Source organism: Streptomyces sp. CC208A, assembly GCF_030010625.1.
Taxonomy (GTDB): Bacteria; Actinomycetota; Actinomycetes; order Streptomycetales; family Streptomycetaceae; genus Streptomyces.
This window is the reverse complement of the sequence record NZ_JASCXN010000007.1, coordinates 190178-210992: the sequence shown is the minus strand read 5'-3', so window position 1 is coordinate 210992 and position 20815 is coordinate 190178. Positions and strand designations below refer to the sequence as shown.

Annotated in this window: 17 protein-coding genes and 1 pseudogene; 12 read left to right on the top strand and 6 right to left on the bottom strand. The window is 74.5% G+C overall.

Annotated elements, in window-relative coordinates; translation table 11 throughout:
- Positions 1-506 precede the first annotated feature (506 nt).
- Complete coding sequence (locus tag QK442_RS11390; protein WP_282693760.1) at positions 507-1313, top strand: SGNH/GDSL hydrolase family protein; 807 nt, start codon at positions 507-509, stop codon at positions 1311-1313.
- Positions 1314-1320: 7 nt separating this feature from the next.
- Here QK442_RS11390 and QK442_RS11385 read toward each other — a convergent pair whose 3' ends face one another.
- A complete protein-coding gene (locus tag QK442_RS11385) occupies positions 1321-2322 on the bottom strand; it encodes a serine/threonine-protein kinase (RefSeq protein WP_282693759.1) in 1002 nt (333 codons plus the stop codon).
- Positions 2323-2619: 297 nt separating this feature from the next.
- Here QK442_RS11385 and QK442_RS11380 point away from each other — a divergent pair, with 297 nt between their 5' ends.
- Complete coding sequence (locus QK442_RS11380) at positions 2620-2889, top strand: hypothetical protein (protein WP_282693758.1); 270 nt, start codon at positions 2620-2622, stop codon at positions 2887-2889.
- A 359-nt stretch (positions 2890-3248) separates the two neighbouring features.
- Here QK442_RS11380 and QK442_RS11375 read toward each other — a convergent pair whose 3' ends face one another.
- Entirely contained in the window at positions 3249-4445 is a 1197-nt protein-coding gene (locus tag QK442_RS11375; RefSeq protein ID WP_282693757.1) for a CaiB/BaiF CoA-transferase family protein, read from the bottom strand.
- Positions 4446-4515: 70 nt separating this feature from the next.
- A pseudogene (locus QK442_RS11370) lies at positions 4516-5028 on the bottom strand (ABC transporter permease); the annotation flags it as partial.
- Between the two features lie 11 nt (positions 5029-5039).
- On the opposite strand from QK442_RS11370, the gene QK442_RS11365 reads away from it, so the two are divergent.
- Complete coding sequence (locus QK442_RS11365; protein ID WP_282693756.1) at positions 5040-5300, top strand: hypothetical protein; 261 nt, start codon at positions 5040-5042, stop codon at positions 5298-5300.
- Between the two features lie 30 nt (positions 5301-5330).
- Here QK442_RS11365 and QK442_RS11360 read toward each other — a convergent pair whose 3' ends face one another.
- The 3 genes from QK442_RS11360 to hmgA form a co-directional block, all read right to left on the bottom strand.
- The gene (locus QK442_RS11360) at positions 5331-6488 is read right to left on the bottom strand and encodes a type ISP restriction/modification enzyme (RefSeq protein WP_282693782.1); all 1158 of its coding nucleotides are present in this window, start codon (positions 6486-6488) and stop codon (positions 5331-5333) included.
- A 141-nt stretch (positions 6489-6629) separates the two neighbouring features.
- Positions 6630-7379: a GntR family transcriptional regulator gene (locus tag QK442_RS11355; RefSeq protein WP_282693755.1), complete on the bottom strand. Its 750-nt coding sequence runs from the start codon at positions 7377-7379 to the stop codon at positions 6630-6632.
- Between the two features lie 46 nt (positions 7380-7425).
- Positions 7426-8748 carry a homogentisate 1,2-dioxygenase gene (hmgA, locus tag QK442_RS11350; protein ID WP_282693754.1) on the bottom strand — a complete coding sequence of 441 codons (1323 nt, stop codon included), beginning with the start codon at positions 8746-8748 and terminating at the stop codon, positions 7426-7428.
- 166 nt (positions 8749-8914) lie between these two features.
- Between hmgA and QK442_RS11345 the strand changes: the two genes are divergently transcribed.
- The 9 genes from QK442_RS11345 to QK442_RS11305 all read left to right on the top strand — a co-directional run bounded on the left by QK442_RS11345 (position 8915) and on the right by QK442_RS11305 (position 20812).
- The gene (locus QK442_RS11345; protein WP_282693753.1) at positions 8915-10957 is read left to right on the top strand and encodes a right-handed parallel beta-helix repeat-containing protein; all 2043 of its coding nucleotides are present in this window, start codon (positions 8915-8917) and stop codon (positions 10955-10957) included.
- 174 nt (positions 10958-11131) lie between these two features.
- The gene (locus QK442_RS11340; protein WP_282693781.1) at positions 11132-11905 is read left to right on the top strand and encodes a hypothetical protein; all 774 of its coding nucleotides are present in this window, start codon (positions 11132-11134) and stop codon (positions 11903-11905) included.
- Positions 11902-13185 carry a hypothetical protein gene (locus tag QK442_RS11335; protein ID WP_282693752.1) on the top strand — a complete coding sequence of 428 codons (1284 nt, stop codon included), beginning with the start codon at positions 11902-11904 and terminating at the stop codon, positions 13183-13185. The genes QK442_RS11340 and QK442_RS11335 overlap by 4 nt, the downstream gene beginning before the upstream one ends.
- A 19-nt stretch (positions 13186-13204) precedes the next feature.
- A complete protein-coding gene (locus tag QK442_RS11330) occupies positions 13205-13852 on the top strand; it encodes a TetR/AcrR family transcriptional regulator (RefSeq protein ID WP_282693751.1) in 648 nt (215 codons plus the stop codon).
- Positions 13853-13957: 105 nt separating this feature from the next.
- The gene (locus QK442_RS11325) at positions 13958-16273 is read left to right on the top strand and encodes a molybdopterin oxidoreductase family protein (protein ID WP_282693750.1); all 2316 of its coding nucleotides are present in this window, start codon (positions 13958-13960) and stop codon (positions 16271-16273) included.
- A gap of 138 nt (positions 16274-16411) precedes the next feature.
- Complete coding sequence (locus QK442_RS11320) at positions 16412-17080, top strand: hypothetical protein (RefSeq protein WP_282693749.1); 669 nt, start codon at positions 16412-16414, stop codon at positions 17078-17080.
- A 55-nt stretch (positions 17081-17135) separates the two neighbouring features.
- Positions 17136-17918, top strand: a complete 783-nt coding sequence (locus tag QK442_RS11315; RefSeq protein ID WP_282693748.1) for a class F sortase — start codon at positions 17136-17138, stop codon at positions 17916-17918.
- Positions 17919-18175: 257 nt separating this feature from the next.
- The gene (locus tag QK442_RS11310) at positions 18176-19567 is read left to right on the top strand and encodes an aldehyde dehydrogenase family protein (protein WP_282693780.1); all 1392 of its coding nucleotides are present in this window, start codon (positions 18176-18178) and stop codon (positions 19565-19567) included.
- 165 nt (positions 19568-19732) lie between these two features.
- The gene (locus QK442_RS11305; RefSeq protein WP_282693747.1) at positions 19733-20812 is read left to right on the top strand and encodes a Zn-dependent alcohol dehydrogenase; all 1080 of its coding nucleotides are present in this window, start codon (positions 19733-19735) and stop codon (positions 20810-20812) included.
- The last annotated feature ends 3 nt before the right edge of the window (positions 20813-20815 follow it).

Here is a 20815-nt window from a genome sequence, read left to right as displayed (position 1 = left end):
GACTGGCCGCGCGGTACCCGCGACTCGGCGCACTGATCCGCACCGAGCACGGCACCCCCCTACCGCGCCCCGCTCCGGGACCATCGCGACACCAGCGCCCTCCCCTGAGCCGCTTTGCTGATGGACCGATGCGGGTGAGATGTACGACGGTATTGATGAATGGGACTGTATGGCAAGTCCCGCTGGTGCGGCCCGGTTTCTGGCACTTTGGCGAAGGAGTGCTGCCAGTAAGTGCCCTCTTCCGGACCGGATGTGATCAATCCGTTTCCGCGAGAGGGGGGCGTGGGGTCGCGTCGCACTCCCGTGCAGGGTTGGGCACGGGAGGCGTGATCCTGTTCGACCGGAAAGCGGGAGAGGATCCTCCGGTTCCTCAGGTGGCTGGAAACCGGCGGTTCTTGAGAGATGTTCACTCACTCTCCAGGGTCAGTTTTGACATGAACACTTCCGGAGCGGCCGATCCGATGCTACTTCCTGGTAGCGCAGAGATCCTGCTACAGGGAGGTTTCATGAAACTGTCGCGATTCGCGGCCTTCGCGTCCTCGCTCCTGCTCGGTTCCGTCCTCGCCCTGACCGGGGCGGGCGCCGCCCAGGCCGCCGAGAGCGCCGCTCTCGACTACGTGGCCCTCGGCGACTCTTACTCCTCCGGCGTCGGCGCCGGCAGCTATGACAGCGCCAGCGGCGACTGCAAGCGCTCCACCAAGGCCTACCCGCGCCTGTGGGCCAATGCCAACTCCCCCTCCTCCTTCGCCTTCACCGCCTGCTCCGGCGCCGTCACCACCGACGTCACCAACAAGCAGCTCGGCCCGCTCTCCTCCGCCACCGACCTGGTCTCGATCACCGTCGGCGGCAACGACGCGGGCTTCGCCGACGTCATGACGACCTGTGTGCTCCAGTCGGAGTCCACCTGCGTCAACCGGGTGAACCAGGCGAAGGCGTACGTCGACTCGACCCTCCCCGCCCGCCTCGACGCCGTATACAACGCCATTCGTGCCAAGGCCCCGTCCGCCCGCGTCGTCGTCCTCGGCTACCCCCGCTTCTACCAGCTGAACGGCAGCTGCATCGCCGGCCTCAGCGAGACCGAGCGGGCGGCCATCAACAGCGGCGCCGACCACCTCAACGCCGCCCTCGCCAAGCGCGCCGCCGACCACGGCTTCGCCTTCGCCAGCGTCGTCCCCGCCTTCACGGGACACGAGATCTGCTCCGGCTCGTCCTGGCTGCACAGCCTCAACTGGCTCAGCATCGGCGACTCCTACCACCCGACGGCTTCCGGCCAGTCGGGCGGCTACCTGCCCAGCTTCAGAAGCGCGGTGTAGCGGCGGGTCACCCTTCCTCCGCACCCGTACCCGCGGCGCCGGGAACGGCCGGGGCGGTGCTCGACGCCCCGCCCCCGCCGGGACCGGCGCCCCGATCCCCGTCCCTGACGGCCTGCCAGACCAGCACCCCCACGATCACCAGGAGCCCCGCGATCCCGGCGGCGATCACCGCGCCCCGGCGGGGCCCCTTCCGCCGGGGCCCCGTGCCCTCCGGCACCGCGGCCGCGCGCTCCTCCGTACGCGCCCCGCGCACACCGGCCGCTTCATCCGCGCCGTCGTGCTTCCGATCCTCCGGCCGACCCGATGCGCGCGCGGGCACCTCGCCCCGGGGCCGTTCCCCGGCTCCGGCCACCCGCTCCAACTCCCGTACGGCCCCGGCCCGCACGCCCGCGTCCCGGTCGGCCAGGCCCTCGACCACCGGCGCCAGCGGCCCCGACCGGGGATCGGCGACCGTCCTGCCGAGCAGCGCGCCCAGCGACCGAAGGTCGCCCTCGGGCCCCGGCGGCGGCGCGTCCGGCGCGTCGCCCGGCGCGGAGGTCCCGGTGGCCACGCCCGTGACCACCACCCGTCCGTCGTTCGCCAGCAGCACCCGGTCCGGGCCGAGTTCGCGATAGGGGACACCGGCCTCCCGGGCCGCCCGTAGCGCGGTCAGCACCCCGAGCGCGACCCGCGCCGCCTCCCGGTCCGGCAGCGGCCCCCCGGCCTCCAGGGTCTCCGCCAGCGTGAGCCCGCGGACCAGCTCCATCACGATCCACGGCCGGCCGTGCTCCACGGCCACGTCGTACACCGCCGCCACGCCGGGGCCGGAGATCGCCTCCGCGGCCCGCGCCTCGCGCTCGACCCGCGCGTACAGCAGCCGCTCCTCCGCCTCGGGCGTCCCCGGCGGGGCGTGCACCTCCTTGACGGCCACCTCGCGGCCGAGCGCCTCGTCCCTGGCGCGCCAGACGATCCCCGCCGCGCCCTCCGCGAGGGCGTCGAGCAGCCGGTAGCGGCCCGCGATCAGCGTCATGTCCCCACGGTAACCGCCCCTTCGGCGGGTGGCGACCCACCCGAACGGAGTCCGGTGTCGTAGATCACACCGGGCTCCGCTCCCGCAAGGGGGCGGCGGGGGCGCAGGATGGTTCATGACGGTTCGGCAGGTGTTCGAACCCTGTCCAACTCGCCCTGGAATCAGATGGATTCGTAGAGTGACCGTCAACCCCCGTACGAGTGCTGTGAATCCCGTCGGCGGGATACACGCGTGTCACTGTGGGGCGATAGGGTTAACCTGCCCGGGCCGGGTGCCCTCGTACGGGTGGGGAGAGACATGGAACAGATAACGATGCGCAGCAGGCCGCGTGTGCCTGCCATCACCTACGGGAGCAGTGCGACGAGTTCGCGCCTCGACCGCCATCTCGCGGTCCTCGGCGGTCCCGCCGTGCCGCAGCGCGAGGTGGCCGAGGCGACCCTGCTCATGCGGGAGCTGACGACGCGTCGCCACGAGGTGCCCGTCCAGAACCGCCACGACCGCGCGCGGGTCTCGCTCTTCGCCCCGCTCCGCCGTCTGCGCCGCACCCTCTTCGGCACGCGCCGCTAAGAAATGTTCCGCAGTTCCTGGTAAGGTTTTCGTGCCCTTCGGGGTGGGCGTAGAAGAGCGCCCGTGGGAGTCAACCGCATCGTGTTCGTCACCGGCTCGCCGGTACGGATCGCGCGGCAGTACGGCCCAGGCCGTGCCTCTGCTCCCCGAATTCCGGAACGGCCCTGAGTAACCCCGGATGAGCCGCCGCGAGGCGACCACGCCGGAGCGCCCGGACCAGCCGCCCGGATGCAGTCCGCACCTCCCTCGGGAACCGCGGATCAAGTCTTAGTCCGCACCGCGCGCACCCACCCACACGTCGAGAGCGCCGGACGTGTCCCCGCCCGTCCGGCGCCTCGTCGTCCCCACCCCCGCCCCGCTCAGGCCACCACGCCGGCCGCCCGCAGCTCCTCCACCTCCGCCGCTGGTACGCCCAGCTCCGCCAGGATCGCGTCCGTGGACTCGCCCAGGGCCGGGATCCGCCCCATGGGGGCTTCCGGGCCGTCCGGGAAGACGACCGGCGGCAGCAGGGAGGGGAGCGGGCCGACGGGGGAGTCCACCGGCCGCCACCGGTCGCGGGCGGCCAGCTGCGGATGCCGTACCAGCTCCGCCACCGAGTTGAGCCGCGCGCAGGCGATCCCGGCCGCGTCCAGCCGCTCCACCGCCTCGGCCGCCGGCAGCGCGGCGAGCGCCGCCCCGACCGCGGCGTCGGTCGCGGCCCGGCCGGAGACCCGGGCCGCGTTCGTCGCGAAGGACGGGTCGTCGGCCAGCTCGGGCCGCCCCAGCACCCGCTCGGCGAGCCGACGCCACTCCCGGTCGTTCTGCACCGAGAGCAGCACCAGGCCCCCGTCCGCCGTCGGATAGGCGTCGTAGGGCGCGATCACCGCATGCGCGAGCCCCGTGCGCGCCGGCGCCGTACCTCCGTGCGCCCCGTGGTGCAGCGGGTGCCCCATCCACTCGGCGAGCGCGTCGAACAGCGACACCTCCACGGGCCCGCCGAGGCCGGTCCCGCCGCGCCGGACGAGGGCGGCGAGGACGCCCGAGTACGCGTACATCCCGGCCGCGATGTCGGCGGCCGGGATCCCCGACTTGACGGGTTCCTCAGGGGTCCCCGTGACCGAGACGAGCCCGGTCTCGCACTGCACGAGCATGTCGTACGCCCTCCGGTGGGCGTACGGTCCGTCCGGCCCGTAACCGGAGACGTCCACGGCGACGAGGCGCGGGTGCGCGGCGCAGAGCGTGGCCGCGTCGAGGCCGAGCCGGGCCGCCGCCCCGTGCGCCAGGTTCTGCACGAAGACGTCCGCGCCCGCCACGAGCCGTCGCACCAGGGCGAGTCCGCGCGGGTCCTTCAGGTCGACGGCCACCGACTCCTTGCCCCGGTTGCACCAGACGAAGTGCGAGGCCAGGCCCCGGGCCGCCGTGTCGTAACCGCGGGCGAAGTCCCCGCCGTCGGGGCGCTCGATCTTCACGACCCGGGCGCCGAGGTCGGCGAGTTGCCTGGTGGCGAAGGGTGCGGCGACGGCCTGCTCGACGGAGACGACCGTGATCCCCTCCAGGGGAAGTGGCTGAGAGCTCATGCCCGCCTGCCTACCGTGCCCGGCCGGGCCCTGTCATCAGGACCTGGGTCACGCCGCGGGCCCGGCGGGCTCAGCGGCGCGCGTACCGGCGGACGGCGAGCGGCGCGAGGACCGCGATCAGCCCGAGGGACCGCAGCAGCGCGCCCGCCACCGGACGGGCCACCGGCCAGGCGGCACCGGCCGGCACGGGCGCGTCGCCGAACAGGCCGCGCACGGCGGTGGTGACGGCGGAGATCGGGTTCCACCCGGCGAGCGTCCGCAGCCACCCCGGCATGCCGTCGGTCGGGATGTACGCGTTCGGGAGCAGCGGCGGCATGAAGGCGGCGCTGCCGAGCTGACCGGCCGCCTCCTCGCTCTCGGAGGCGAGGCCGAGCAGGATCCCCGCCCAGGTCGTCGCGGCGCGGAAGAGCAGCAACAGGCCGAAGGCGGCCAGTGCTTCGAGGGCGGTGCCCTCGATCCGCCAGCCCATGGCGAGTCCCGCCAGGACCAGTGCCACGGTGCCGGCGGCGCAGACCAGGAGGTCGGCGAGGACCTGCGCGAGCGGCACGGCGGCCCGGCTCACCGGGAGGGCCCGGAAGCGGTCCGTTCATCGCGATGGTCAACGGCACGGTGATGGCCACCGTCCGCAACGAGCAGGCCACGGCCGAACGCGCCCGCGGCCTCCCCTGGTCCGAGGAGGAGGAACAGGCGGTGCGCCCCGCCTGCCTGAGCGGCCAGGCGGCCACGGGACGCTATCCGCACCTCGCCGCACTGCTCGCCGAGTCCACCGCCCCCGCCGACGGGGAGGATCTTCGCGATGACCATCGCCCGCCTCCTCGACTCCTTCGCCCCGGGGGAGCCACGGGGACGGCGTGAGGGGCCGCCGGTGAGGGGCTGCCGGGGGCGTCACACCAGCATGAACTGGCCCTCCGGCCCCTCCTCCTGATGGTCGAGCACCGAGGCCGGCCGACGGGCCCGGTCCGGTACCGGCAGGACGCCGGCCGCGCGCAGCGCCGCCCGCCCGGGACCGCCGCCGGCCGTGAACGGGGCGCGTTCCGCCTCCCGCGCGCCGAGCAGCGCCAGCACGGTGATCAGGTCGAGGAGCTCGGAGGTCCACTCCTGCGGCCAGGCCGCCGGGCCGATCGCCTCCAGCGAGCCCGGCTCGGCCGGCGCGGTCCGGCGGGCGAACCACTGCTCCAGGACCCGCACCCCGCCGACCCGGTACTCCCAGGCCGCCTCCGGCACCGGCGAGATCCGGCCGTCGCCGACGCTCAACACCTCGCCCTCGGAGTCGTACGCCAGGGATCTCGGCCGCTCCGGAAGCGCCGCCCGCACATACGGCCGGCGCCCGCCCGGCAGCCGGGGCCTCGTCCCGCTCAGCGCGCCCCGCAGCGGGATGTCCAGCAGCTCGCGGCCGAGCGCCACGCCCGCCGCCCACACCTCCCGGTCCGCGGGCAGCGGCACCCGGCAGCCGGCCGGGGAGGGCACCGCGGCCGCCACCGCCCAGGCCGCCCACTCCAGCGGCCCGCCCGCACCCCGCCCGTACCGGTCGTCGAGGAAGCCGGGCAGCCCCGGCGCCAGGTTCGGCTCCTCGCCGCCGGGGCGCCGGAAAAGCGGCCTGATCCGACCCGGCCGGCCCGCCGGGGAGCGCCCCTCGGGCAGCGCGCCGGTCATCAGCAGCGGCGGCCCGGCCGCCCCCGGCACGAACCCCTGCTCCACGAAGAAGAGCTGCGGCCCGCCCGCCACCCGCCACAGCTCGGGCCGGGCGGTGTCGATCAGCCGGTGGTCGGGCAGCAGCCACTGCTCGTCGAAGGGCCCCGACAACACCCGCACCGGCTCCGGACAGGGCCCCGTCTCACGGGCGAACCGCCCGGTCCCCGTCCGCTGCCCCGGCAGCGCCGCCACCGCCGTCCCCGTCGTACGCGCCCGGCTCGGCCGGAACAACACCTCCCGCTCGTCCCCCTCCGCCGCGACCAACCGCCCCCACCGGGCCCGCAGCGTACGGACGTCGGGCGCGACGACCCACCCCCGCCCGAACCGCAACGGCGCCACCGACCACGGCATCAGCTCGTCAAGGAGGGGCGTGTCCTCGTCCGTCCCCACGGTGGGTGGTCGCGAGGCATGCGCTCGGAAGACTTCCGTCACGCCCCGCATGCTAACGAGCGCCGTCCGTACGGGGCCAGCGTCGGCCGCGCGGGCTCGGCGTCAGTGCGCCTCGACCGTCACCGTGAAGGAGAAGCGGTCGCCGCGGTAGCGGATGCGGGCGACGTCGACGACCCGGCCGTCCTCGTCGTAGGTGACGCCGGTGTAGTGGAGGATCGGGGAGAGGAGCGGGACCCGCAGGAGGTCGGCCGTCTCCGGGTCGGCCAGGCGGGCCTCGACGGTGTCGGTGATCCGGCTGATCCGTACCCCTACGACGTCCCTGAGTACCTTGGTCATCGGCCAGCGGGCCAGGTCCGCCGGGTCGATGGCGGCGGCGAACTCGGGCCGGACCGCGTTCTCCGCCCAGTTCGTCGGCTCGCCGCTCTCGCCGTCCGCGCGCAGCCGGCGGTAGGTGGCGACCTCGGCCACGTCCGGGAAGTACTCGGCGAGCTCGCCGGGCACCGGCTCCGGGCCGTGGCCGAGGACCGTGGTCCGCTCGCCGGACTGCTGGGCCACGATCGCGTCGATCGAGCCGAGCAGCCGGCGCGGGGTGGAGCGCCGGGCGCCCGGCTCGATGAAGGTGCCGCGCCGCCGGTGCCGGCTGATCAGCCCCTCCTCCTCCAGCTCCTTCAGGGCCTGGCGCATGGTCAGCACGCTGACGCCGTAGTGGGCGGCGAGCTGCTCCTCGGTGGGCAGCCGCAGCGGGGCGTCGGGCGTGCGGCCCAGTATGGAGGCGCGCAGGGACTGCGAGACCTGGTACCACAGCGGGAGCTTGCGGTTCAGGACCAGCGAGTCGGGAGCGAAGGCGGTCACGGCGTTCTCCGTACGACGACGTGGCGGGACGGGCTGAAGCAGGACTCTACGGCCGGAAATGACGCTCCAGACCCTGCCACACGTCGTCGTAGCCCTGCTGAAGGTGGTCGGCGCCGGCCGCCTGCGCGGTCGCCGTCACCGGCCAGCGGGTCTCGAACATGAAGGCCAGACCGTCGTCGATCTTCTGCGGCTTCAGCTCGGCGGCGCTCGCCTTGTCGAAGGTCTCCCGGTCGGGGCCGTGCGCCGACATCATGTTGTGCAGCGAGCCGCCGCCCGGCACGAAGCCCCCCTTTCCGGCCGCCTTGGCGTCGTACGCGCCCTCGATCAGGCCCATGTACTCGCTCATCACGTTCCGGTGGAAGTACGGCGGCCGGAAGGTGTCCTCACCGACCAGCCAGCGCGGCGCGAAGACCACGAAGTCGACGCCGGCCAGGCCGGGGGTGTCGGAGGGGGAGGTGAGGACGGTGAAGATGGAGGGGTCGGGGTGGTCGTAGGAGATCGTCCCGATGACGTTGAAGCGGCGCAGGTCGTAGACGTACGGGGTGTGGTTGCCGTGCCAGGCGACGACGTCGAGCGGCGAGTGGCCGTACGTCGCCGTCCAGAGGTTGCCGCAGAACTTGTTGACCACCTCGACCGGGCCCTCGACGTCCTCGTAGGCGGCGACGGGGGCGCGGAAGTCCCGGGCGTTGGCGAGGCCGTTGGCCCCGATCGGGCCGAGGTCGGGCAGCTGGAACGGGGCGCCGTAGTTCTCGCAGACGTATCCGCGGGCGGTCCCGTCGAGCAGCTCGACGCGGAAGCGGACGCCGCGCGGGATCAGCGCCACCTCGCCGGGGCCGGCGGCAAGGAGGCCCAGCTCGGTGCGGAGCAGGAGGCCGCCGCGCTCGGGGACGATCAGCAGCTCGCCGTCCGAGTTGCCGAAGACCCGCTCCATGGAGGCGTCGGCGTGGTACAGGTGCACGGCCATGCCGGTGCGCTGGGTCGCGTCGCCGTTGCCGCCGAGGGTCCACAGACCGGCCAGCCAGTCGGTACCCGGCGCCGGGTCCGGCAGCGGGTTCCAGCGCAGCCGGTTGGGGTCGGCGACGGTCTCGGTGAACGGCGCGGTGCGCACGGCGCCGTTGTCGGTCCGGACGAACGGCGGGTGGGCCGCCGAGGGGCGGATCCGGTACAGCCACGAGCGGCGGTTGTGCGCCCGCGGCTCGGTGAACGCGCTGCCGCTGAGCTGCTCGGCGTAGAGCCCGAGCGGGGCGCGCTGCGGCGAGTTGCGGCCCTCCGGCAGGGCGCCGGGGAGCGCCTCCGAACCGTGCTCGTTGCCGAATCCGGTGCTGTAGGTGAGCGCCTCGGCCGTCTTCCTGGCCTGCTCGGTCGTCATCGCCCGCTCCTGTCCTGAGCCCGCGGGGTCGTACCCGCGAAGGAATCCTATGGATGACCGTAGGATTCCGCGCCGCTCCCGTCAACGGGGACGGGTGCGCGGGTCCGCCGGATCGGTGCCCGCACGACGGGGTCAAAAAGATGAACAATGCTCTACTCTCGCGGCCATGTCGTGGACCCGAAGGCTCCTCTCCGTGCTCCCGGTCGTGCTCGCGGTGCTCGCCGCGGCCCTGTTCACCGCCCCCGTCGCCCAGGCGCACGAGGAGCGGCCCGTCACCTTCCCCGACGGCTCCGGCACGGTGCCGGAGCTCCGCACGGGCGAACCCGACCTGCTCGTCTGCAAGACGGACCGGGCCGACTTCGACCGCCGGATCGCCGCCTTCCCGGCCGCTCTCAAGGCCCGCAACCTGGAGCTCTTCGCCCGCTGCGGCCGCTCCGGCTTCCGTCACCTCCAGCAGGCCGTCGACGCCGTCGACAGACCCGGCATGACCATCGCGATCCTGCCCGGCCTGTACGAGGAGGAGCCCTCGCTCCCCGCGCCCACCGGCGCCTGCGCCTCCCTGGAGGCCCCGACGTCCTCCTTCGGCTACCAGATCCTCAGCTACGAGCAGCAGGTCCAGTGCCCGCACAACCAGAACCTGGTCGCGATCCTCGGCAAGAAGGACCTCCAGATCGAGGGCACCGGCGCCTCACGCCTCGACGTCGTCATCGACGCCAAGTACGGCAAGCTCAACGCCATCCGCGCCGACGGGTCGGACGGCATCTACTTCCGCAACTTCACCGCCCAGCGCACCACCTTCAACTCGCTGTACGTGCTCGCCGCCGACGGCTTCGTCATCGACGACGTCCTCACCCGCTGGAACGACGAGTACGGCTTCCTCACCTTCGCCTCCGACCACGGCCTCTACAAGAACTGCGAGTCCTACGGCAACGGCGACTCCGGCATCTACCCCGGCTCGGCCTCGAACATCAACGACGGGCGCGGCTACGACGTCCCCCGCTACTCCATCGAGATCACCGGCTGCCGCAGCCACCACAACATGGTCGGCTACTCCGGCACCGCCGGGGACTCCGTCTGGGTCCACGACAACGAGTTCGACCACAACATGGGCGGCGCCTCCATGGACTCCGCCTTCCCCGGCCACCCCGGGCTTCCGCAGAACCACGCCCGGTTCGAACGCAACCTGATCCACGACAACAACGAGGACTACTACCCCTACGTCGCCGACGGCACCTGCGCCAGGCCGCCCGCCGAACGCGGCTACGAGAACGGCGTCGTCTGCCCCCAGATCTCCATGCCGCCCGGCACCGGCATCATCACCGCAGGCGGCAACTGGAACCTCTACGAGGACAACTGGATCTACGGCCACGAACGGACCGGCTTCTACCTCAACGCCGTCCCCGCCTTCATCCGCGGCGAGTCCGCCTGGGGCAAGCAGGCCGACACCTCCCACCACAACCGCTACGCGAACAACCGCCTCGGCACCGACAAGGCCGGCAACCCCCGCCCCAACCGCACCGACGTCTGGTGGGACGGCCAGGGCCGCGCCAACTGCTGGCAGGACGACACCGGCGCCTCCAGCCCCCGCACCCTGCCCGTCTGCGGCACCGCCCGCGGCGAGGTCTCCGGCGGGAGCGCCCGGCTCGTCGGCGAACCCGTCAAACTCGCCCAGCTCCTCGTCTGCGCCGACTACAGCGTCCAGGCGCGCCGCCTCCCCGCCGGCTGCGACTGGTACGGCGCCCGCGGCCTGGAACGCGTCGAGGTCCAGATCGCCCTCGCCGCCGCCGTCCTCCTCGCCCTCGTCGGCACCGCCCTCTGGTGGCGCCGCCTGCGCGCCCGCAGCCTCGCCGCCGCGGCCCTCGCCACCGGCCTCGCCGGACTCGCCCTCGACGTCGCCGGTTCCACCCTCACCCTCACCTCCACCTACGTCCCCGCCCTCGCCCTCCTCCTCACCGGCGTCTGGTGGACCGTCACCGGCCTCCTCCTGCGGCCCACCCGCCCCGCCTTCGCCTGGACGACGGTCGCCCTCGGCCTCCTCACCCTTCTCGACGCCTTCGACAAGGCCGTCCTGATGATCCCCGGCACCCCTCTCGGCCCCGCCTGGCCCCGACTCCTCCTGGGCGTCGTCTGGGTCCTGTGGGCCGTCATCGCCGCCGCCCGCCCCACCCCGGCCCCCGCCGACACCCCCGGCCGGAAACCATCCCGGTGAGCGCCCCGAAGAGCACTCCGAGGAGGCCACCGCGTGACCCTCCACGCACCCCGCCCGGCGGCGCGCCGCCCGACCCCCCACCCGACTCGCCGCCCGCCCCGTAGCCACTCGTCCCGCCGCCGCCCGCCCCGTCGCCGTACGGCCCCGCTCACGGCCGCCGCCCTCGCCGCCGTCCTGCTCCTGGCCGTCGGCTGCGGCGGCCGGGCCACCACCCACCACAAGCCCGGCACCGGCCACGAGCAGGCCACCGGCGCCCACGGCACCCTGCTCGCGGCCCACGACGAATCCGGCCACCGCCTCCGCGAACTCCCCACCGCCGACGCTCCCACCATCCGCGCCGAGGCCCGCCCCGACAGCGAGGGCGGCTGGAACGTCCACCTCACCGTGGAGAGGTTCCGCTTCACCCCCGAGTCCACCGGCGGCGCCGCCCTCGTCGGCCGCGGCCACGCCCGCCTCCTCGTCGACGGCCGCGAGACCGCCCGCGCCTACGGCCCCTGGACCCATGTCCCGCCCGGCGCCCACACCCTCACCGTCCGCCTCCACGCCGACGACCACACCGTCTGGGCCGTCGACGGCGCCCCCGTCCAGACCACCGTCCCCCTCACCCCCTCCACCCCTCCCACCTCCGCCGCCCCCACTCCCACTCCCACTCCCACTCCCACGCCCACCTCCGGCCCCACCCCCGCCGGCCGCGTCCTCGACATCCGCGTCACCGGCTCGACCGTCGCCCCGCCCCCTTCCCGCGTCGAGCTGAAGAAGGGCGAGCGGATCACCCTCCAGGTCACCTCCGACCGCGCCGACACCGTCCACGTCCACGGCTACGACCGCGAGGCGACCCTCGCCCCGGGCACCCCGGCCACCCTCACCCTGACCGCCGACCGCACCGGTCTCTTCGAGGTGGAGACCCACGAGTCCGGACTCGTGCTCACCCAACTGGTGGTCCGGTGACCGCCGTCCCGGCCCCGCCCCTCCCGCTCGCCCACGGCGTCGGCGCCCAGCACGACCTGCCCCTCTCTCCCTTCTACGCGTACGCCGCCGCCTTCACCGCCCTCCTCTTCTCCTTCCTCGGCCTCGCGCTGCTCTGGTCCTCCTCCCGCTTCCACGGCGACCGCGCCGGCCGCCCCCTGCCCGCCCCCGTCCAGCGCCTCGCCGACGCCCCCGCCACCCGCACCGCCCTCCGGCTCCTGGGCGCCGCCCTCGCCCTGTTCTTCCTCGCCCACCTCCTCCTCGGCCCCGACGACCCCGACCGGAACCCCGCCCCCGGCGCCCTGTACGTCCTCCTCTGGGTCGGACTCGTCCCCGCCTCCCTCCTCCTCGGCCCCGTCTGGCGCCTCCTCAACCCGCTGCGCGCCCTCCTCTCGCTCCGCCCGCCCGCCGCACCCCGGCCGATCCCCGCCGCCGTCGGCATCCGCCCCGCCGCGGCGGGACTCCTCCTCTTCGCCTGGCTCGAACTCGTCGCCCCCGACAACACCTCCCGTCCCGTCCTCCTCGCCGCCCTCGCCGTCCACCTCGCCGTCCAGCTCCTCGGCGCCGCCCGCCACGGCGCCGACTGGTTCGCCCACGCCGACCCCTTCGAGGTCTACTCCTCCCTCCTCGCCCGGCTCTCCCCGCTCGGCCGCCGCGCCGACGGCCGGCTCGTCCTCCGCTCCCCCTTCCACGGCCTCGACTCCACCCCCGAGACCCCCGGACTCGTCGCCACCGTCTGCGTCCTCCTCGGCACCACCGCCTACGACGGCCTCTCCGACAACCCCCGCTGGATCACCACCCTCCAGACCTCCTCCCTCGGCCCCACCGCCACCGCCACCCTCGGTCTCCTCGCCGCCGTCGCCCTCGCCGCCGTCTGCTACGGGCTCTGCGCCGGCGCCCTCCGTCTCCTGAACCGCGAACTCACCACGCCCCTCACCTCCTTCGCCCACTCCCTGCTGCCCATCGCCCTCGGCTATCTCACCGCCCACTACTTCTCACTCCTCGCAGTCGAAGGGACACGTACCGTCATGATGGCAGCGGGTACTGACAACGCCCCCTCGCCCGCTCCACCCCTGGGTCCCGCGGGCCTCGCCGTCCTCCAGGTCGCCGCGATCGTCACCGGTCACGTCCTCGGCGTCGTCGCCGCCCACGACCGGTCCGTCCGCCTCTTCCCGCCCGCCCGCGCCGTCGCCGGCCAACTCCCGCTGTTCGCGCTGATGATCGCGTACACGCTCGGCGGCATCGGGCTGCTCATCGCCTGACGGGGAGCGGAGCGGCATCATGGACCCCGTGCCCCAGACCAGCCCGCACGGCCCTCCGCCCGCGCTCCGCCGCACCCCCGTCCAGCAGCGCAGTGCCGAACGGCTCGCCCGCATCCTCGACGTCTGCGCCGAACTCCTCGACGAGACCGGTTACGAGAAGCTGAGCACCCGCGCCGTCGCCGCCCGCGCCGGCGTCCCCATCGGTTCCGTGTACCGCTTCTTCGGCAACAAGCGGGCGATGGTCGCCGCACTCGCCCACCGCAACCTCGACCGGTACGCCGAGCGGATCTCCGCCCGCTTCGCCCGCACCCCCGTCCTCGACGCCCACAGCGCGATCGACGGCGTCCTCGACGAGTTCATCGCGATGAAGCGGAGCGTGCCGGGCTTCGCCCTCGTCGACTTCGGCGTCCCGGCCGCCGAGGAGAACGGGGGAGGGGCCGCCGAGGACCCCAACGGCCTCGTCGCGGAACGGCTCTGCGACCTCCTCGCCGTCCACCTCGGCCGCACTGCGGACGAAGCGCTGCGGCGCAAGGTCCTCGTCGGCGTCGAGACCGCCGACACCCTCGTCCGCCTCGCTTTCCGCGCCGACCCCGAGGGTGATCCGGCCCTCGTCGACGAGACCCGGCAGCTCCTCCACGCCTACCTCGCCCCCTCGCTCTCCCCCTGACCCCGGCGGTACGCGTCACCGGACCCCTCCCGCCCCCTCCCCGGCATGCCTACCGGTCGGTATGCTCGCGCGAGTCGCCACCCGCCGCCGTCCACGGGAGACCGCATGCCCACCGCCCCGCGCATCTGCCCCCTCTGCGAAGCGACCTGCGGACTCGTCCTGACCCTCGACGGCGGCCGGGTCACCGGTGCCCGAGGGGACCGCGACGACGTCTTCAGCCGAGGCTTCCTCTGCCCGAAGGGCGCCGCCTTCCCCCAGATCGACGCCGACCCCGACCGGCTGCGCACCCCGCTCGTCCGTGAGAACGGGCAACTGCGGGAGGCGAGCTGGGAGGAGGCCTTCGACACGATCGCGGCGAGAATCCGGCCGCTGATCGAAGATTACGGCCCCGACGCCCTGGGTATCGTCCTCGGCAACCCCAACGTCCACACGATGGCCGGAGCGCTCTACCCGCCGCTCCTCCTCCGCGCCACGGGCACGAGCAACCTCTTCACCGCCTCCACGCTCGACCAGATGTCCAAGCACGTCTCCAGCGGCCTCCTCTTCGGCGACCCCTTCGCCATCCCCGTGCCCGACCTGGACCGTACCGACCACCTCCTGGTCATCGGCGCCAACCCGCTGGACTCCAACGGAAGTCTGTGCACCGCCCCCGACTTCCCCGGCCGGCTCGCCGCGCTGCGCCGGCGCGGTGGCACCCTCACCGTGGTCGACCCCCGCCGCACCCGCACCGCCCGCCTCGCCGACCGCCACCTCGCCCCCCGTCCCGGCAGCGACGCCCTCCTCCTCGCCGCCCTCGTCCACACCCTCTTCGCCGAGGACCTCACCGCCCCCGGCCCGCTCGCCGGCCGCACCGAGGGCATCGACCAGGTCCGGGACGCCGTACGGGAGTTCACGCCCGAGGCCGTCGCACCCGTCTGCGAGCTCGACCCCGGCCTCATCCGTACCGTCGCCCGGGAACTCGCCGCCGCGCCCACCGCCGCCGTCTACGGGCGGATGGGCAGCTCCACCGTGGCCCACGGCACCCTCGCCAACTGGCTCGTCGACGTCCTCAACGTCCTCACCGGCAACCTCGACCGGCCCGGCGGCGCCCTCTTCCCCCGCTCCGCCACCGCTCCCGCGCCCCGCCCCGCCGGACCCGGCCGCGGCTTCGTCCTCGGCCGCCGTCACAGCCGGGTCTCCGGACACCCCGAGGTCAAGGGGGAGTTCCCGCTCGCCGCCCTCGCCGAGGAGATCGACACGCCGGAGGCGGCTACCGCGGAAGCGGTCGTCCCGGAGACCGGTGCCCCGGAGACCGGTGCCCCGGAGACCGGTGCCCCGGAGACCGGCGCCCCGAGGAAGAGCCGTATCCGGGCCCTCATCACCATCGCCGCCAACCCCGTCCTCTCCGCTCCCGACGGGCTCCGGCTCGACGCCGCCCTCTCCACCCTCGACCTGATGGTCTGCGTCGACCCCTACCTCAACGAGACCACCCGTCACGCCGACGTCCTGCTGCCCCCGCCGCCGCCCTCCCAGAGCGCCCACTTCGACTTCGCCTTCAACGGGTTCGCCGTCCGCGACCAGGTCCGTCTCACCCCGGCCGCCGTCCCCCTGGAGGCCGGCCGCATGGACGAGTGCGAGATCCACGCCCGGCTGATCCTCGCTGCTGCGGGCATGTACGGCGCTCCGCCCTCCGTCGTCGACGACCTCGCCATCGACACCACCCTCGCCAAGGCGGTCACCCAGCCGCACTCGCCGGCGTACGGCGCCGATCCCAAGGAGTTCGCCGCCGGGCTCGGCGGCGCGAGCGGGGCCGAGCGGCGGCTCGATCTGATGCTGCGCCTCGGCCCGTACGGCCTCACCCTCGACGAGCTCAAGGCCCACCCGCACGGCATCGACCTCGGGCCGCTCAAGCCCCGCCTGGACGAGGTGCTCAAGACCCGCAGCGGCCGCATCGAGCTGTTCCCGGCCCCGATCGCCGCCGACCTGCCCCGGCTGCGGGCCGCCCTCACCGCCGTACCGGAGCCGGGGAGCCTCCAGTTGGTGGGCCGCCGCCATCTGCGTTCCAACAACAGCTGGCTGCACAACACCCCGGCCCTCACCGGGGGCTCGAACCGCTGCACCCTCCAGGTGCACCCGGAGGACGCCGCCCGGCTCGGGCTCGCCGACGGCGCCTCCGCCCGGGTCAAGGGCGCGGGCGGCGAGCTGACCGCCGAGGTGGAGATCACCGACGCGGTGCGGGCCGGGGTCGTCAGCCTGCCGCACGGCTGGGGCCACGACCGGCCCGGCACCCGGCTCACCGTCGCCGCCGCCCGCCCCGGCGTCAACGTCAACCAGCTCCTCGACGGCACCCTGCTCGACCCGCTCTCCGGAACCGCCGTCCTCAACGGCTTCCCCGTCGAGGTGGCCCCCCTGGAAGGAGTGCCCTCGGCGCCGGCGTGGTGACCTGGGCGGCCCCTGCCTGAGCCGGACGGGGGACGGCGGGCGCGGCTCGGGCATGTCGTCGCCCCGTGCGTTCACGAGGTGACGGATAGTCGGATTATCGGTTGAAATGTCCGACGACATCCTCGTGGAGGAACCCGCATGTCCGCTCGCACCGCCCGGCCCCTCGCCGCCGCCTCCGGTCTCGCCCTCGCCGGCCTCGCCCTCTTCGGCGGCGCCCCGGCCGCGCACGCCGCTCCCGGCGACAACGGTGACGTGAAGATCCACAAGTCGACCACCTCCGCGAGCGACCAGAGGAACGAACCGAAGGTCTGCGAGTTCTATCTCGTCGGTTTCAACTTCGACGACGGGCAGGAAGTCACCTGGAAGATCGTGCCCCAGCCGGCCAAGGGTGCCCCCGCCGCTCTGACCGGTTCGATCGCGCTTCCGACGGGCACGGGCCGCACCGAGGACCTCAAGCTGGCCGACGGCATGTACAAGCTCACCTGGAACTTCGAGGGCGAGAGCGGTGCGGGCAAGCACAAGGTCTTCCAGGTCGACTGCCCGGACGGCGGCAACGGCGGGAACGGCGGGAACGGCGGGAACGGCGGGAACGGCGGGAACGGCGGGAACGGCGGGAACGGCGGGAACGGTCACCACAAGCCACCGCACGGGCCGGTCGGCGCCGGTGGCGGCGGCAGCGCCGAGCTCGCGGCCGAGGAGGGCAGCTCCGCCTTCGGCGTCGGCGCCGCCGTCGCCGCCGGCCTCGCGGGTACCGCCGGCCTGGTGCTGATCCGCCGCTCGCGCCGCCGCAACGATGGCGCCGCGTAAGGCCCGTCTCACGCGCCGACGGCGGCGGCTCCTCCGGCTCACCAGGACCGTGGCGGTGGCCACGGTCCTGGTGACCGGGGGCGTGTGGTGGAGCGGGGGCGGGGACCCCGCCGACCGGCGGCCCGCCGCCGGGGTCGACGCCAAGGCCACCCCCGGGGTGGCCGCCGCGGAGTCCGCCCCCGGCGCCCCGGCGGCCGACGACGACCGCGGCTCCACCCCGCAGGCCGCGCCCCGGAGCCGTACCGTCGCCACCCAGGGCCCGGCCGACGCCGCTGAAGGGGCGGATCGTGCGTCCGCCGCCCCATCGCAGAAGCCGAAACCGAAACCGAAACCGAAGGCGAAACCGAAACCGGCGCCGCCCCCCGCCCCCCTCTCCCGCTCGCGCCCCACGCTCCTCGCCGTGCCCGCGATCACCGTCGAGGCGCCCGTCGTGGACCTGGGGCTCGACCGGCAGGGGCGGCTGGACGTGCCGCCGGTCGACGACCCGCGGAAGGCCGGCTGGTACGCGCGCGGTCCGGCGCCCGGAGAGCGCGGCACGGCCGTGATGGTCGGCCACCGGGACACGCGTACCGGACCCGCCGTCTTCCTCGACCTCGACTCCCTCGGCCCCGGCAACACCGTCCGAGTCGCCCGGGCCGACGGCCGGGTCGCCGTCTTCACCGTGGACCGGGTCCGCACGTACCCGAAGTCCGCCTTCCCCGACGAGGAGGTGTACGGCTCCACCGGCCGGCCCGAGCTGCGCCTGCTGACCTGCGGCGGCGCCTACGACCGGGGCTCCGGCTACGACTCCAACATCGTCGTCTTCGCCCACCTCACCGACGTCGACCGGACGATCTGAACGGCGGAGACCCTCACCGGCCCCGGGTCGGGTACCGTCGGCCCCAGCCGGGCCGGCCGGCCCCCGGCGCGGGGCCGCTGTGCGTGTCCCGCCACCCCGACTCCCGGCGGCCCACGGCCCGATGAGACCCGCCCCACTCCGGCAGGCCCTGGCGCCCTAAAACTAACGGCGCTAGTTTGGGGCGGCGGGGCCGGGCGGACCGGCCCGGCCGCAGGCGAGCGGCCGAGTGAAGAGGGTGGAGAGGGATGGGCGAGCCGATGAAGGCCCACGACGCGATGTACATCGACGGGGAATGGCGGCCCGCGGCCTCCTCCGGGACGATCCCCGTCGTCGACCCCGCCACCGAACAGGTCATCGCCCGCGTCCCCGCGGGCACCGCCGAGGACGTCGACGCCGCCGTGCGCGCCGCCCGGGCCGCGCTGCCCGGCTGGGCCGCCACCCCACCCGCCGAGCGGGCCGCCGCGATCGCCGCCCTGCGCGACGCGCTCGCCGCCCGCGCCGAGGAGATCGCCGCCACCGTCACCGCCGAGCTCGGCGCCCCGCCCAAGCTCGCCGCGGCGGTGCACACCGGGCTGCCGGTCACGGTGGCCGGCACGTACGCCGAACTCGCCGCCACCCACCCCTTCGTGGAGAAGGTCGGCAACTCCACCGTCTACGCGGAGCCGGTCGGCGTCGTCGCCGCCCTCACGCCCTGGAACTATCCGCTCCACCAGATCGTCGCCAAGGTCGCCCCGGCGCTCGCCGCCGGCTGCGTCACCGTCCTCAAGCCCGCCGAGGACACCCCGCTCACCGCCCAGCTCTTCGCCGAGGCCGTCCACGAGGCGGGCCTCCCGGCCGGTGTCTTCAACCTGGTCACCGGCCTCGGGCCGGTCGCGGGCCAGGCCCTCGCCGAGCACCCCGGCGTCGACATGGTCTCCTTCACCGGCTCCACCGCCGTCGGCAGCCGCATCGGCGCCCTCGCGGGCGGCGCCGTGAAGCGGGTCGCCCTCGAACTCGGCGGCAAGTCCGCCAACGTGATCCTCCCGAGCGCCGACCTCGCCAGGGCGGTCGCCGTCGGCGTCGCCAACGTCATGTCCAACTCCGGCCAGACGTGCAGCGCCTGGACCCGGATGCTGGTCCCCGCCGACCGGTACGAGGAGGCCGTCGCCCTCGCCGCCGAGGCCGCCGCCAAGTACACGCCCGGCGACCGCCTCGGCCCGCTGGTCAGCGCCCGCCAGCGCGACCGGGTCCGCGGCTACATCGAGAAGGGGATCGAGGAGGGCGCCCGGCTCGTCGCGGGCGGTCCCGAGGCCCCGCTGGAGACCGGCTACTACGTCTCCCCGACGGTCTTCGCCGACGTCACCCCCGGGATGACCATCGCCCGGGAGGAGATCTTCGGCCCCGTCGTCTCGATCCTCCGGTACGAGGGCGAGGAGGAGGCCCTCGCGATCGCCAACGGCACCGAGTACGGCCTCGCCGGCGCCGTCTGGGGCGAGGAGACCGAGGCGGTTGCCTTCGCCCGGCGGATGGAGACCGGTCAAGTGGACATCAACGGCGGCCGGTTCAACCCGCTCGCCCCCTTCGGCGGCTGGAAGCGTTCCGGCATCGGTCGCGAACTCGGCGCCCACGGACTGGCCGAGTACCTCCAGACCAAGTCCCTCCAGTTCTGAGCCCGACCGCGTCCTGAGTGCGGTCGCGTTCTGAGCCCGGCCGGGTTCCGAGTCCGGCCGCGTCCTGAGCGCGGTCGCGTTCTGAGCCCCGCCGTGTCTTCAGCTCGACCGCGCTCCGAGCCCCGACGACCGTCCTCCGCCTCCGCCCCGCAGAAGGAGACACCCGTGATCCGTGCCGCCGTCCTGCCCGCCGTCGGTGCCCCGCTGGAGATCACCGGCATCGAGCTGCCCGAGCCCGGCCCCGGCCGGGTCCGGGTCCGGCTCGCCGCCGCCGGGGTCTGCCACTCCGACCTGTCGCTGTCCAACGGCACCATGCGCGTCCCCGTCCCGGCCGTCCTCGGCCACGAGGGCGCCGGCACCGTCGTCTCGGTGGGGGAGGGCGTGACCCACGTCGCCCCCGGTGACGGGGTGGTCCTCAACTGGGCGCCGTCCTGCGGCGCCTGCCACCCCTGCTCGCTCGGCGAGGTGTGGCTCTGCGTCAACGCCCTGAACGGGGCGGCGGACGTGCACGCCCGCGCCGCCGACGGGCGCGAGCTGCACCCGGGCCTCAACGTGGCCGCCTTCGCCGAGGAGACGGTCGTCGCCGCGAACTGCGTGCTGCCGGTCCCGGAGGGCGTACCGCTCGCCGACGCCGCCCTGCTGGGGTGCGCCGTCCTCACCGGCTGGGGCGCCGTGCACCACTCCGCCCGGGTCCGGGCGGGCGAGACCGTCGCCGTCTTCGGGGTCGGCGGCGTCGGCCTCGCCACCCTCCAGGCCGCCCGGATCGCCGGGGCGTCCACGATCGTCGCCGTGGACGTCTCCCCGGAGAAGGAGGAGCTGGCGCGGGCCGCCGGAGCCACCGAGTACGTCGTGGCCTCGGAGACCACCGCCCGCGAGATCCGGAAGCTGACCGGCGGCCACGGTGTCGACGTGGCCGTGGAGTGCGTGGGCCGGGCCGTCACCATCCGCACCGCCTGGGAGTCCACCCGGCGCGGCGGCCGCACCACCGTCGTCGGGATCGGCGGCAAGGACCAGCAGGTCTCCTTCCACGCCCTGGAGCTCTTCCACTGGGGCCGCACCCTCGCCGGCTGCGTGTACGGCAACTCGGACCCGGCCGCCGACCTGCCCGTGATCGCCGGGTACATCCGGGACGGCCGCTTCGACCTGGGCGCGCTCGTCACCGAACGGATCACCCTGGACGGCATCCCCGGCGCCTTCGACGCCATGCTCGCGGGCAAGGGCGGCCGGGCCCTCGTCGTCTTCTGACCC

Coding starts and splice junctions, on each gene's coding strand:
- QK442_RS11390 (WP_282693760.1), top strand. CDS start 507: ATGAAACTGTCGCGATTCGCGGCCTTCGCGTCCTCGCTCCTGCTCGGT.
- QK442_RS11385 (WP_282693759.1), bottom strand. CDS start 2,322: ATGACGCTGATCGCGGGCCGCTACCGGCTGCTCGACGCCCTCGCGGAG.
- QK442_RS11380 (WP_282693758.1), top strand. CDS start 2,620: ATGGAACAGATAACGATGCGCAGCAGGCCGCGTGTGCCTGCCATCACC.
- QK442_RS11375 (WP_282693757.1), bottom strand. CDS start 4,445: ATGAGCTCTCAGCCACTTCCCCTGGAGGGGATCACGGTCGTCTCCGTC.
- QK442_RS11365 (WP_282693756.1), top strand. CDS start 5,040: ATGGTCAACGGCACGGTGATGGCCACCGTCCGCAACGAGCAGGCCACG.
- QK442_RS11360 (WP_282693782.1), bottom strand. CDS start 6,488: ATGCCGTGGTCGGTGGCGCCGTTGCGGTTCGGGCGGGGGTGGGTCGTC.
- hmgA (WP_282693754.1), bottom strand. CDS start 8,748: ATGACGACCGAGCAGGCCAGGAAGACGGCCGAGGCGCTCACCTACAGC.
- QK442_RS11345 (WP_282693753.1), top strand. CDS start 8,915: ATGTCGTGGACCCGAAGGCTCCTCTCCGTGCTCCCGGTCGTGCTCGCG.
- QK442_RS11330 (WP_282693751.1), top strand. CDS start 13,205: ATGGACCCCGTGCCCCAGACCAGCCCGCACGGCCCTCCGCCCGCGCTC.
- QK442_RS11325 (WP_282693750.1), top strand. CDS start 13,958: ATGCCCACCGCCCCGCGCATCTGCCCCCTCTGCGAAGCGACCTGCGGA.
- QK442_RS11320 (WP_282693749.1), top strand. CDS start 16,412: ATGTCCGCTCGCACCGCCCGGCCCCTCGCCGCCGCCTCCGGTCTCGCC.
- QK442_RS11310 (WP_282693780.1), top strand. CDS start 18,176: ATGAAGGCCCACGACGCGATGTACATCGACGGGGAATGGCGGCCCGCG.